This window comes from Rhizobium sp. NFR07 (assembly GCF_900111905.1).
In the GTDB taxonomy this organism is placed as follows: domain Bacteria; phylum Pseudomonadota; class Alphaproteobacteria; order Rhizobiales; family Rhizobiaceae; genus Neorhizobium.
This window is the reverse complement of the sequence record NZ_FOKM01000007.1, coordinates 157,727-171,070: the sequence shown is the minus strand read 5'-3', so window position 1 is coordinate 171,070 and position 13,344 is coordinate 157,727. Positions and strand designations below refer to the sequence as shown.

General features: G+C 60.8%; 11 protein-coding genes. 7 read left to right on the top strand and 4 right to left on the bottom strand.

The window, feature by feature from the left end:
- Positions 1-26: 26 nt before the first annotated feature.
- Complete coding sequence (locus BM216_RS16510; RefSeq protein ID WP_244530203.1) at positions 27-1,334, bottom strand: M23 family metallopeptidase; 1,308 nt, start codon at positions 1,332-1,334, stop codon at positions 27-29.
- 203 nt (positions 1,335-1,537) lie between these two features.
- Between BM216_RS16510 and tyrS the strand changes: the two genes are divergently transcribed.
- Positions 1,538-2,791: a tyrosine--tRNA ligase gene (tyrS, locus tag BM216_RS16505; protein WP_093000297.1), complete on the top strand. Its 1,254-nt coding sequence runs from the start codon at positions 1,538-1,540 to the stop codon at positions 2,789-2,791.
- A 66-nt stretch (positions 2,792-2,857) separates the two neighbouring features.
- Here the strand turns inward: tyrS and BM216_RS16500 are convergent, their stop codons facing one another.
- Entirely contained in the window at positions 2,858-6,265 is a 3,408-nt protein-coding gene (locus BM216_RS16500; protein WP_093000296.1) for a YhdP family protein, read from the bottom strand.
- 111 nt (positions 6,266-6,376) lie between these two features.
- On the opposite strand from BM216_RS16500, the gene bcp reads away from it, so the two are divergent.
- Positions 6,377-6,850: a thioredoxin-dependent thiol peroxidase gene (gene bcp / locus BM216_RS16495; protein WP_093000462.1), complete on the top strand. Its 474-nt coding sequence runs from the start codon at positions 6,377-6,379 to the stop codon at positions 6,848-6,850.
- A gap of 30 nt (positions 6,851-6,880) precedes the next feature.
- Here bcp and BM216_RS16490 read toward each other — a convergent pair whose 3' ends face one another.
- Positions 6,881-7,507, bottom strand: coding sequence for a TerC family protein (locus tag BM216_RS16490; RefSeq protein ID WP_093000461.1), 627 nt, complete (start codon positions 7,505-7,507; stop codon positions 6,881-6,883).
- Positions 7,508-7,744: 237 nt separating this feature from the next.
- Between BM216_RS16490 and BM216_RS16485 the strand changes: the two genes are divergently transcribed.
- The 3 genes from BM216_RS16485 (at position 7,745) to BM216_RS16475 (ending at position 9,263) form a co-directional block, all read left to right on the top strand.
- On the top strand, positions 7,745-8,041 hold the full coding sequence (locus BM216_RS16485; RefSeq protein ID WP_093000295.1) for a hypothetical protein: 297 nt from the start codon (positions 7,745-7,747) through the stop codon (positions 8,039-8,041).
- 132 nt (positions 8,042-8,173) lie between these two features.
- Positions 8,174-8,737, top strand: coding sequence for an FMN reductase (msuE, locus tag BM216_RS16480; RefSeq protein ID WP_093000294.1), 564 nt, complete (start codon positions 8,174-8,176; stop codon positions 8,735-8,737).
- A 31-nt stretch (positions 8,738-8,768) separates the two neighbouring features.
- Positions 8,769-9,263, top strand: a complete 495-nt coding sequence (locus tag BM216_RS16475) for a heme-degrading domain-containing protein (protein WP_093000293.1) — start codon at positions 8,769-8,771, stop codon at positions 9,261-9,263.
- 30 nt (positions 9,264-9,293) lie between these two features.
- On the opposite strand, the gene BM216_RS16470 is transcribed toward BM216_RS16475, so the two are convergent.
- Positions 9,294-9,545 carry a GlsB/YeaQ/YmgE family stress response membrane protein gene (locus BM216_RS16470; RefSeq protein ID WP_093000292.1) on the bottom strand — a complete coding sequence of 84 codons (252 nt, stop codon included), beginning with the start codon at positions 9,543-9,545 and terminating at the stop codon, positions 9,294-9,296.
- A 150-nt stretch (positions 9,546-9,695) separates the two neighbouring features.
- On the opposite strand from BM216_RS16470, the gene BM216_RS16465 reads away from it, so the two are divergent.
- Positions 9,696-12,167 carry a mechanosensitive ion channel family protein gene (locus tag BM216_RS16465; RefSeq protein WP_244530202.1) on the top strand — a complete coding sequence of 824 codons (2,472 nt, stop codon included), beginning with the start codon at positions 9,696-9,698 and terminating at the stop codon, positions 12,165-12,167.
- 267 nt (positions 12,168-12,434) lie between these two features.
- On the top strand, positions 12,435-13,283 hold the full coding sequence (locus tag BM216_RS16460) for a response regulator (protein WP_093000290.1): 849 nt from the start codon (positions 12,435-12,437) through the stop codon (positions 13,281-13,283).
- Positions 13,284-13,344 lie beyond the last annotated feature (61 nt).

Genomic DNA, 13,344 nt, shown 5'->3' with positions numbered 1-13,344 from the left:
GATTGGCCGCGCAAAATGCCCGTCTTTCATTCGAGATATGTGGTGAGTTTCATTCCGGCGTTCAAGAAATGCATCGGGTCTACCGCCATGCCGTTGCGCCGGACTTCATAGTGGACGTGCGGGCCCGTGGACCTTCCCGTCGAGCCGGCGCGACCGACGACGTCGCCGGTTTCCACCTTGTCGCCGACGCTGACAAGGATCCTCGACATGTGACCGTAGCGGGTCGAGATGCCGTGGCCATGATCTATTTCGACCATGTTGCCATAGCCGCCGGAGGGACCGGCGGACACGACCGTTCCGGCACCTGTGCTCTTCACGTCGTCACCGGTGCGGGCTTGGAAATCGATGCCCGCATGTAGCGCGAGCCGGCCGAGAAACGGATCCATACGGTTTCCGAAGCGGCTGGTAATGCCTTTCCCGGGCGCGGGGTTCGAAAAAGGAAGATCGCGAGCTGTCTCGCGCACGCTCTCAAGGCGCGTCAAGGCCGCATCCAGCTCGCCAAGCGATGTGTCGAAACGATTTTCGGTGAGCTCCGGGGCCAGATAGGGGCCGCCGACGCCCTGATCCGCCTGGGTTTCCCATCCCGCATCCGCCACTTTCTCAACCTGCACGCCGCTGCGCTTGAGGATCGCCGTGATCGCGTTGGCGGTATCCGATGCGCCGGTGGTCAGGTTGGCAATCTTTGCCAATTGCCGGCTTTCAAGCGCCTTTAGCGAGAGCGTGACCTTGGAAAAGATCCTGTCGGCGCGGTCCGCCGCGCCTTCGCGAAGGCTCGCATTGCCGATGATGGACGCGGCATTCAGGGGCGCGGCGGCAGATGCGCCGGAGAGAATGCCGGCAATGGCGGCTGAGCCGCCGCTGAGAGCTGCCTGTTGTCCTTCGCCAGTGGGTGCGAAGGCCGGTGTGTTGGTCGTTGGCGCGTCCAGTCCGGATTGTTCGGCGCGGTCGAGGAGCGTCCCGAGCTTGCCGTGGCGGGAGAAGATCGCGTCCTGCTGCTCCAGCAGTTTCTCCACCTTCTTCTCGACGACCTGCTGATCAAGGAGCTGACGGGAAGTGATGCGGTCGAGCTGCGCCCGCAGCGCGGCGATCCGATCCTCGTAGTCATGCTGCATGCGGGCCTGGCGAGCGATCGTCGCACCGATCAGGTCATCACGAATGACGAGGTAGGAGGTGGCGCCGAGATAGCCGATCGTCGTCACGCCCGCAAAGCAGAAGGCGAGGGCGACCATCCACGGGCGCAGCGTCAGATGCCTGATCTTGTCGCCACTCGCCAGAATCAGGACATGCTGCTGGGTACGTTTGCCAAAGACCTTGTTTCCGGCACCCTGCGCCACGTTTTGCTCCTGAAAGACGAGTCAATTCCGATGCTTGTCCGCGGCGATTACACATCCTTAAGGTTAACGAACGCTTATTTAGGCGGCCGCCCTTTGCCGCGTGGAGTTCCGTGTCGGCGAAATATCATCACTTTTGGAGTGATTATCAGCTGAAACGGTGCTAGTTGCGCTCTCGCAGTCAAACACATCCACAGAGTAAAGAGATGTCCAGGTTCAAGTCCGATTTCCTTCATACGCTCGACGAGCGCGGCTTCATTCACCAGATCTCCGACGAGGCAGGTCTCGACGAACTGTTCGCCAAGGAAACCGTGACGGCCTATATCGGGTTCGATCCGACGGCGCCCAGCCTGCATGCCGGTGGACTGATCCAGATCATGATGCTGCACTGGATGCAGAAGACCGGTCATCGTCCCATCTCGCTGATGGGGGGCGGTACTGGCATGGTCGGTGACCCTTCGTTCAAGGATGATGCGCGCCAACTGATGACGGTGGATACGATCGAGAGCAATATCGCCTCGATCAAGCGTGTCTTCGCCAGCTACCTGAGCTACGGCGAGGGTTCGCAAGACGCGCTGATGATCAACAATGCCGACTGGCTGCGCGGCCTGAATTATCTCGAATTCCTGCGCGATGTCGGCCGTCACTTCTCGGTCAACCGGATGCTGTCCTTCGACAGCGTCAAGACGCGCCTCGACCGCGAGCAGTCTCTGTCCTTCCTGGAATTCAATTACATGATCCTCCAGGCCTACGACTTCGTTGAGCTCAACAAGCGCTATGACGTGCGGCTGCAGATGGGCGGTTCTGACCAGTGGGGCAATATCGTCAACGGCATCGACCTCGGTCACCGCATGGGGACGCCGCAGCTCTATGCGCTGACCTCGCCGCTGCTGACCACGTCGTCGGGCGCCAAGATGGGCAAGTCGATGAACGGTGCTGTCTGGCTCAACCCGGACATGCTGTCGGCCTATGATTTCTGGCAGTACTGGCGCAATACCGAGGATGCCGACGTGTCTCGCTTCCTCAAGCTCTACACGACGCTGCCGATGGACGAGATTGCACGGCTTTCGGCCCTTGGCGGTGCGGAACTCAACGAGGTCAAGAAGATCCTCGCCACCGAGGTCACCGCAATGCTGCACGGCCGGGAAAATGCCGAACAGGCAGCCGAGACCGCCCGCAAGACCTTCGAGGAAGGCGCGTTGGCCGACAACCTGCCGTCCATCGAAATCGCTTCGGGTGAGCTGGAAGCCGGCATCGGCCTGCTTGCGCTGGTCGTCAAGGCAGGCCTCGCAGCTTCGAACGGCGAAGCCCGCCGCCATGTACAGGGTGGCGCGATCCGCATAAACGACATTGCGATCAGCGACGAGCGCAAGACGATCGGTACGGGTGAGGTGACGGCCGACGGCGTCGTGAAACTGTCGCTCGGCAAGAAGAAGCACATCCTCGTGCGCCCTGTCTGATCGACCGGCACGCAATTCACATATCAGAGGCCGCCTACGGGCGGCCTTTTTCGTTTGCGGGAATTCTTACTGGAACTCGAAGATCTGCCGGAAGACGCCGGGTGCGATGATCGACAGCGGATTGACCGAGAGCTTCGGCTTGTCGAACGGACCCTGCATCTTGAACGTGATGCCGAGCAGGCCGCGATCCCGGCCATTACCAAGGATGGCGCCGATCAGGGGCAATTCGCCGAACAGGCGGTTCAGGCCATAGGCCGGCATGAAGGTTCCGGTCAAATCCATATTACCGCTGGCGTCGCGGACGGTGCCCTGGAAGGTCGCGCCGATCTGCTCCCCTCGGACGACACCATTGGCCACGCCGAGTGCGCCGTTGCGATAGATGAGTGAGGCATAGGCCCGCTGGAAGCGCGCGGAGCTGACGTCGATGTCGCGCTTGACCGCCGAATTGAGGCTCTGGCCGTTTTGCCCGACGGGCGTCGATACGAGTGACTGCAGGCGCTCTTCATTGTTGATGGAGAAGCTGCGGATATCCACCGCCCCGTCCCAGTCGTCGCCGCGGGCTTTCAGCTTGAGGTTCAACAGGCCGCCGCGCAGATTGTCGTAAAGATCGGCAAAGCGCACGATCGCACCGGCATCGCCGCTGGTGACCGAGATGGTGTCGCCGCGGGTCATTTCGCTCACCAGCGCCTGACCGCTTCCCGTGACCGCGGTGATGTCGGCCCGCGAGATGGTGTCGTTACGGATGGAGAAGGCGACGTTGACGTTGGACAGAGCCTCGTCGTTGAAGCCGACTGCGCGGTCGACCTTGGCGCGCAGCGTGGCGCTGTCGTTCTGCCCGTCACCGCCGCTGCCGCCGCCCTGGCCGCTGGCCGCTCGCATCTTGGTAATAAGCGGCCGGATATCGACGCTGTCACCGGTGATCGAGACGTCATAGGCGCCCTTGTTGCGCTTGATGCTGACGCTGTAGTCATCGGCCGGGGAGAGCTGGACACGCGAGAGGCTGGCCGTCGAGAGGTTGCCGCCGGAGAGCTGGAACTCGCCTCTTGCACCGAAGCTGTCGCCGCTGAGCTGGAAGTCGCGGATATCGGTCTGCTTGGCGTCTCCGGTGACGACGCTAAACTGCGCCTTGGCACCGATCCCGCTGCCCTTGGTCCAGCCGACCATGGGTGCGGTGAGGACCGCGCGGGTGAGATCAAGCGTTACCGACTGACGCTTCTCGTCGACGCGGGTAAGCTCCGCCGTGATCGTACCGTTGATGATGTCGGACAAGCCGGGGACGAGCTTCTCACGCTGCTGGTTGTCGAGATTTGCCTTGATGATGCGCTCCCGCTTGATGGGCGAGTTCGCGTCAACAGGTTCGGTGAGCGAGATTTCGGCGGGAACTTCGTCGATCGTGCCGCGCGCGGAAAGTCGGGCCGCCTGTGTATCCACGTCGAGCGTGCCGGTCATGCCGGCGATCTTGTGGCCTTCCATCTGCGGGGCGAGGTTGACATTCTCCAGGCCGATATGGGCGTTCCAGTTCGGCTTCGGCGGGTTCTGGTCATTGATCAGGCCGATCCGCGCCTGGATGTCGGCCTTGGCGGTGCCGGAGAAATCCTCAGGCTTGAAATCGGTGCCTCTGAGGGCGCGCACGGGTGCGAAGTTGGCGAGTTCCGTCACAGCGTCCGCGTTGCCGGCAAGTTGCAACTTCATGTCCGCCATCAGCGGCTTTTGATAGGTATTGGGGATTGCGAAACGACCGCCGTTGACCGTCACGACCCTGCCGGACGGGGCATAGGATGCCGCTTTCCTGAAATCGACCGCCAGGCTCTCGCCCTTGAGGGTGAAGCGACCGTTGATATCGCGCAGGGGCGGGAAGTCACCGGGGAGATTGAGACGGGAATCCGCAAGGTCGAAGCTGATCTGCAGCTCGTTGCCGTTCAGCTCCATCGGGATGCCCGGCCCCTTCATCCGGCCGGCCGGAATGAAGACTGCGATCGTTCCGTCGGAAATGTTGCCGCCGAACAGGTTCTGCATCACCCAGTCCCGCGGCTTGCGCGCCATCCAGAAGGGCCAGAGCTGCTTGACGCCCGTCACCTGGAATTGCGGCAGCTTGCCGCCGAAACTGATTTCGGGAGATTTGTCGCCGAACTTGACCTTCAGCGAGGCTGCCATGTGGCCGAGCTGGCTTGAAAGTCCCATGTCGTCGAATTCAAGCTGGCGGTCGCCCGTCAGGTATCGGCCGGTCGCCTTCATGTCGAAATAGGCGGGCTGTTCGCCTTCCGAACCGCCGACCGCAGTGGCGCCGCTGATCAGGATATCAAGGCCTACGCCCAGTCTGGCGTCCGCGCTGTTCAGTCGGTTGAGGTCGATCATCGCCCCGGTGAAGGGAAGGATGGTCGGGCCGAAACGCGCCTCCGACTTCATGATCTCGATCGAGTTCTTTCCGAAGTCATAGGCGGCGTTGATGGTCGCGCCACTGAAATCCTGCTCGATGCCGTCGAAATAGAAGTGCCCCGGCGCATTGCGCAGGGTCGCCTGCATTGCCGGCTGCTGGGCATCGCCCCGGGCGCGGGACGCCTGCAGATCGAAGTCGAGCGAGCTCTCCAATCCTTCGCGCGGCAATCCGTCTTCCGTCCGCTGCAAAAGGAAGGGCGTCACTTCAAGGCCGGACAGGCGCGCTGACAGGGCGGCCGTGACGCCGTCGACGGTTTTCGATGCGGCCGTCAGGCTCGCCTTGCGACCGTTGACCGTTATGATGCCGTTGACGCCGATCTCGCCGGTCTCGTTACGGGCCAGCCGAAGGTCGGTAACCTCGAGCACGGTCGGAACGCGTCCAGGCGGCGCAGGCAGGACGATCTCGATGCCGGCGAGGCGGATGGAGGCGGTGCCGGTGCGCTCGATCAGGCCGCGGGCTTCGTCCAGCCTCTGGAAAGCCTGTTCAAGCAATTGCGGCACGGCATCGACGCGGACTTTCGCGAGCGCGATCGGGTCTCCTGAGGGAAGCTGGGCGGTTTCCAGACGGATGGATTGCGCCTCGATATTGTTGATCGAGATCCGGCCGCCGAGCAGCGCCAGCGGATCGATCGCCATGCGCAGCGCCCCGGCACGGCTAAGATGCTCGCCGGTTGCCTGCTCGACGATGTCGACGTCGCGGGCCTCTATCGCGATACGGAAATCGGAATCGAATCGGATTGCGGTCGAGCCGACCGTGGAGACGTAGCGCGGGCCGATCGCGTTGTTCAGCGCCGCCTGGGCGCGGGTTGTCAGCGTACCGTCGACAATGCCGCCTTCGATGGCGAAGACGGCGCTGCCGATCGCCACCAGAACCAGCATGGCGAACAGCACCACGGTCTTGCCGAATCGCCATGTCTTGGTGCGATGCGGCGGGCAGTGGACGATGATCGGATCTTCGATCTGCGCAGACGGAAGGTCATGCAGCGGAACGATATCCTTCCGGCTGAAGTTGATCTTCTCTCCGCGTATTTCGGCCATTCAGTGAGGAACTCGTCTTTGGCATCCACCGCTGATCTGGACGCATCGAATGTCAGTATATACCCATTGCAGCGACAATCTCTCAAGATGCTGGCAAAAGAAAGGACACCGATGACCGATCTCGCAATCGGCGCAAAAGCGCCCCAATTCGAATTGCCCGGAAACAACGGACAGGTGATTTCCTCCACGACTTATCAGGGGAAGCCGCTCGTTCTTTATTTTTACCCGAAGGACGATACGCCGGCCTGCACGACGGAGGCGATTTCCTTTTCACAGCTTCTGCCGGACTTCGAACGAGAGGGGGCGACTGTCGTCGGCATATCGGCCGACAGCGTCAAGAAGCATGACAATTTCACCAAGAGGCGCGAACTGACCATCGCGCTCGGCTCGGACGAGAGCACCGAGGTTTGCCAGCGCTACGGCGTCTGGAAAGAAAAGAGCATGTACGGCAAGACCTATATGGGGATCGAACGGACAACGTTCCTGATTGATGCAGACGGCAAGATTGCCCGCGTCTGGCAGAAGGTGAAGGTCGCCGGACATGCCGAGGAAGTGCTGGAGGCGGTGCGGGCGCTGGCGCGATAGTCGCGATCGGCGCGCCGACATTGCGGAAAGTCAGGAGGATGCGATCAGGGGCCAGACCTCGGTCGCACCCTCGTAGATCATGGTCGCCGCCACATAAACGATCACCGCAAGGCCCACATAGGAAATCCAGCGGAAGCGGTGGAGGAGCTTGGCGACGAAGTTCGCGGCGACACCCATCAATATGATCGAGGCGATCAGGCCGAAGATCAGTACGGTCAAATGGTCCTGCGCGGCGCCTGCAACGGCGAGCACGTTGTCCAGGGACATCGAGACATCGGCAAGTACGATCTGGGTTGCGGCCTGAAAGAAGGTCTTCTGACGGGGCTTGCGGGGAGCGGCACCTGCCGATAGCTCGTGAGGGTTATCCTCGCCGCCCTGGCGAAGCTCGGACCACATTTTCCAGCATACCCAGGAGAGCAGCAGTCCGCCGACGAGCTGAAGGCCAACGATGCCAAGCAGATAGGTCGTGACAGCGGCAAAACAGATGCGCAGGACGGTGGCCACCGCGATGCCGAATATGATCGCCTTCTTACGCTGCTCGTCCGGCAGGCCGGCAGTTGCAAGGCCGATGACGATGGCGTTGTCGCCGGAGAGCACGAGGTCGATCGCAATGACCTGGAGAAGCGCGGCAAGGCCGGCTGCTGTGAAAATTTCCATCATGTGGCCGAGGGCTCCGGCGGGTTGAGGGATTGCTGGTGAAGGCGGGACATGAAAGCCGGGGAAGCGCTGCAATGGCGACTTCGTCGGCCTATGCAGGGAGTTATGCCCCATATGGCGACATGGCAAGTGCACTGTCATGCCAAGTCTGCGGGCCCAAGTCTTCGAGCCCAAGTTGCGGGCGGAACGAAGATTGGCCAGCGGTGTTCTTCCCCATCTGTTTCGCTGGAGGATGACATGATCAGAATCGCCATCGCATTCGCAGCCTTTGCATCGCTTGCCTTGCCCGCTTTCGCCCAGACCGGTGGCGATACGCCACCGCAAGGAAGCACCGAGACTGTCCCGTCCATCGCGCCGGACCCGCAGTCCACCGGTACCAACCTGCCGGGCGTCGACGGATCCGCTACGACCGGAAGCACCGGCGACAGCGAATCGATGCCCGAGGAGCGCTGCGAATTGCCCGGTACGGATGCCAATGCCAATCCGACCGCCGAGGTGCCGAGCGTGAACGGGGCGGATCCCACCTGCCGCTGAGCCCGTACACCTCACTGCTGACACAGGCAGTGCGAAAAAATCGAGCCACGGGGTAGCTTTTCCCCCGCGTTCCAAAATGTTACCCCGGTGCAAGTGCCGATCCATGTCGGTGGGCAGGAACGGAGGATGAGTATGGCGCAATTCAATCTGGTCGGATTCTCGGGCAGCTATAATCGTCCATCCAAGACGTTTGCCCTTGTCGACCATGTGGCGGAACTCGCCAGCGCCAGATACGGCCTCACGAAAGCTGTCTATGACTTGGAAGACCTCGGCCAGTCGCTGGGCAACGCCAAGTCCCAGGCAGATCTCGATAGCGACGGTGCGGCCGTGCTGTCTGCGGTCGTCGACGCCGACATCCTCGTGATCGGTTCGCCCACCTACAAGGGCAGCTATCCCGGCATGTTCAAGCATTTCATCGATCTTATCGAGCCCGAACAGCTGCGCGGCAAGCCCATCCTGATCACCGGAACGGGTGGTGGTGAACGCCATGCTCTGATGGTCGAACACCAGCTGCGGCCCCTGTTCGGCTTCTTCATGGCGCACACGATCCCGACGGCAATCTATGCCTCAAGCAGGGATTTTGCTGGTACTGAGATCGCATCACCGTCGTTGCGCGAGCGGATCGGCTTTGCGATCGAGGAATTGTCCGCTTTCGTGTCCGTGGCGCGACCCGCGCTGCTGAAAGACCGGGGCTGAATGATTGGAGCACACTGCGGGGAGGCAGGGCATGTCACTTGAACAGGATATAGAACTGATCGCGAAACAGGAGGAGGTGCTTGTTTTCGATCAGTTCGATGCATCGACCGCCTGGCGGCTCGGTACTGCGCTGCAGGCGCTTGCGGCTTCCCGCAGCCTGCCTGTCGTGATCGATATAAGCCTGCATTCCATGCCCTTATTCTACGCGGCCATGCCTGGTTCCACGCCGGATAATCCGCGCTGGGTGCGCAGGAAGCGGAATGTCGTACTGCACTTCCTGCAGTCGAGCTATGCCGTCGGACGCAGGCTGGCTCTGCAGGATGCGACGATCGAGTCCAAGTTCGCTCTGCCGGACGCCGACTATGCCGTGCACGGCGGGAGCTTTCCGATTACCGTCAAGGGGACCGGCTGCATTGGCGCGGTGACCGTATCCGGTCTTCCCCAGCGCGACGACCACAATCTGGTTGTCGAAGCGCTTGCAGATATCCTCGGATACGAAGAGCGGGAGCTCAGGCTCCCGCAATAAATTCTTCCTGTCGTGTTGATCCGCCGGTCGTCAACGCCTGAACATGCGTGCGACCGCAATCAATATGCAGGCGCCGATGAAGCCCGCGATCAGGTAGCCGATCCAACCGCCCAGAACGACGCCAAAGACCCCCAGGATCGCATTGGCGACGATTGCGCCGACGATGCCGAGAATGATGTTCATGAAGATGCCCATGTCGCTCTTCATGAACTTTTCCGCGAGCCAACCGGCAATGCCGCCGATGATGATGGCCGCGATCCAGCCGATACCTGCCTGTTCCATGGTCCTTACCCTCTATTTGGATTGCGGGGGCTAACGCGCCACAATGTTCCCAAGTTCCATTGCTTTGCAGGGAGGGCTAACATTCCTTTTCTTCGCCTTGAACTGCTTCTATTTTCGCAGTCGATTCGGTCAGCAAGAGCAGAGAGAACCTTGATCTCACATTCATTTCCCCGCACGTCGAAGGTCTCCGCACCGGTGTTCATGCTTTTGATGGCGCTGATCGGCGTTCTGCCGATGTCGCCCCCCGTGGCGGCGCAGCAGCCAACGACCCAGGTGCCGGCCCAGACGGCCGCTCAGGTGGATGTGACGGGCGATTCCATCAATGTCGAGATGCGGGACAAGCTGCAGGGGCTGCGCCAGCAGCTTGATTCCTTCCGGCAGGATGTGCAGCAGGCGCCTGACGACGACGCGAGGCTCGCCGATATTCGCGTCAGGGCCGAAGAGATCGTCGGTGAGATGCGTGCAGCGTCTGATGCGATGAAGGTTCGTGTCGAGCAGATCCAGGCGCGCCTCACCAGCCTTGGTGAGGCACCGGCCGCCGGTCAGCCGCCGGAAGCGCCGGCGGTGGTGCAGGAGCGGACGAAGCTCTCGAACGAGCGTTCGGAGCTGAACATCATCGTCGATGACGCCGGTAGCCTGCAGAACGCTGCGACCCAGCTCGCCAACACCATCACCAATATTCGCCGAACACTCTTCGCCCAGACTCTTTTCCGGCATACGGAACTGACGCCCGAACTCTTCGTCGAGGCCGGCCAGGCATTTTCCACCGAGGTCAGCAATTTCGGCTCCACCATGGGCAGCTGGCTCAGCTTTGCCTGGCGCTTCAAGACGCTTGCTTTCCTCGCCGCGATCGCGCTCTCCTTTGGAGCTGCGCTGCTCTTCCTGATCGGCGGCTACCGGCTTTTCGGCCGTTTCCTGCGACGCCATGCGGAAGACAATCCAGCCTATATCAAGCGGCTGTCCTATACGTTCTGGTCGACGATCATCCAGAGCATGTCGCTCGCGGCATTCCTGATGACGTCCTACCTGTTCCTTGAGGGGTTCAATATCCTGAGGCCTGACGTGGCGCCGATCATCGCCACCTTCTTCGGCTTCGTCTGGTTCGTGCAGTTCGTCTGGAAGTTGACCTACGCCGCGCTTGCGCCCGATGAACCGGCATGGCGGCTGGTCAGGATCACGGACGGCGGGGCTCGACTTCTCAGCCTGGCGGTCATCGCCATGGCGGTCGTCAACGGTCTTGATTATCTGCTTGGAGCCGTCAGCGAGGCGCTCAATTCGCCGCTGGTCCTGACGATCGTAAAGAGCCTGTTCGCGTCGCTGATCATCGGCCTCATCCTGATCGCGATCTCCTTCATCAAGCCTGTTCTGGGGCGAGGAGAGGATGCGGGGTTGCGGGGACGGCCATGGCCGCGCTCGTTCTCGATCCTGCTGCGCGTCATGGGCGGCATCCTGATTTTCTGCGTTGTAACAGGTTACATCGGCCTTGCACGGTTCGCTTCGACGCAGATCGTGCTTACCGGCGCAGTCGCAGTGTTGATCTATATCGGCATCCTGTCCGGCAAGGCGATTTCGAAACGCGGCGCGTTCAATGACACGCTGCTCGGCCGGCGGCTCATCGACCGTTACAAGTTCGGCGAAGTCGGCCTCGATCAGGCCGGCCTGCTGGTTGGCCTCGGGATCTATGCGGTCGCTCTCGTGCTCGGCATCCCGCTGATCCTGCTCACCTGGGGCTTCCAGTTTGCCGATATCGAGTCCTGGATCATCGGGTTCTTTACCGAATTCCGGATCGGCTCAATTTCGATCTCGATCATCGGGATCTTCGGCGGCATCCTGCTTTTCGCTCTTGGCTACGTCATCACACGCTGGATCCAGAAATGGGTGGACGGCAACGTGATGGCGCGCAGCCATGTCGATCTCGGCGTGCGCAACTCGGTCAGGACCGGTATCGGCTATCTCGGGATCGGGCTTGCCGTCCTCGTCGGCGTCTCGGCTGCCGGCATCAACCTCTCCAGCTTCGCGCTGGTCGCCTCGGCACTGTCGGTCGGTATCGGTTTCGGTCTGCAGAACATCGTTTCGAACTTCGTCTCGGGGCTCATTCTGCTCGTCGAACGGCCGTTCAAGGTCGGCGACCATGTGGTGACCGGAACCACCGAGGGGATCGTCAAGCGGATCTCGGTGCGTGCGACGGAAATCGAGACATTCCGTCAGCAGGCGATCATCGTGCCGAATTCCGACCTCATCAACGCGCCCGTCGGCAACTGGACGCTGAAGAACCGGATACAGCGCGCCGAGATCAAGGTGTCGGTCAGCTATGACAGCGATCCCGAGAAGGTCATCGCGATATTGCTGGACGTTGTCTCGGAGATTCCGGAGGTTCTGAGGAACCCGGAGCCCCATGTCGATTTCCTGGCCTTCGGGGTATCTTCCATGGATTTCGAGCTGCGCTTCCATCTTGCGGACATGTCGAGCGGCATCCGTGTTCGCAATGGTGTCCGTATCGAGATCCTCAAGCGCTTCCGCGAGCAGCATATCGAGATACCGTTCCCGCGGCAGGACGTCGTGTTCCATCAGGGGCCGCCGGTTATTGCAGAAGATGACGGCGATCCGCGCGGAGGGGCGTGAACGGGGAGCCGGCATTCGGGAGCGAATGGAGAAAGGGCCGCGGTCGTCAAAACGGCCGCGGCCCTTCGCTTTTGCAGGCAGATCAGGCGCGCCGGCGGCTTTCGCAATGTATTAAGCTTAAATCGTCAAGTCTCGTTGACCGTAAGTATGTCGCTTAAACAATACTTCTCTAATTTCGGGCGAGGCAGTCGCCGAATTAACTGTTCTGCAAATCATTGGAAGTAAAGGAGAAAGAAGGGCTGAATTTCTTTATCGGTAAGGGTTGTTATGACATTCCTCGGCATATCCGGCATGCAGTATTCCGGTGAATCTCTGGGCGGTTCACGTATTCTTCTTGCAGAAGATTCCAACGTTTTCACCTCGATGATCGGGGCGAGACTGAAAGAGCTTTTCGATATCGACATCGAGATCTGCCGCAACTTCGAGGATCTGCAGCTGGCATATGACCGCTCGACCGATCCGATCACGCTGGCCATTTCCAATATCAACCTGCCAGGCGCGGAAAACGGCGAGGCTCTCGAATATCTCATCGACCTGTCCGTTCCGACGATCGTGTTCACCGGCACGTTCCATGAGGAAACCCGAGACAAGCTGCTGACGAAGGACATTGTCGACTACATTCTCAAGGACAATGTCTTTGCCGTCGACATGCTGGCGGAATCGGTCTGCCGCTTCCTGACCAACCATCGTCATCACGTGCTGATCGTCGATGACAGCCCGACGGCGCGGGCGCTGCTTTCAAGCCGTCTGAAGCGCTATAATTTCCGCGTCAGCGTTGCCGACAGCGGCGCCAAGGCGCTCGAGATCCTGAAGAAGAACAGCGATATTGGCCTCGTCATCACCGACTACAACATGCCCGACATCGACGGCTTCGAACTGACAAGGCGCATCCGCTCCGTCCGTGGCTCGCATGAGTTGCGCATCATCGGCGTATCCTCCTCGTCGAATCGCCTTCTGTCTGCGCGCTTCCTCAAGGCCGGTGGCAACGACTTCATGCTGCGACCGTTCATCGACGAGGAATTCTACTGCCGCGTCAACCAGAACCTCGACACGCTGATCCAGATCTGGTCGACGCAGGCCAGGCGGCCCGCAGGAGCGGTAAAGAGCGTCGCCTAAGCGACGAATGTCGATCAGGGAATGAAGAAGAAATGGCCGGAGCGTCTATCGCCCGGCCATT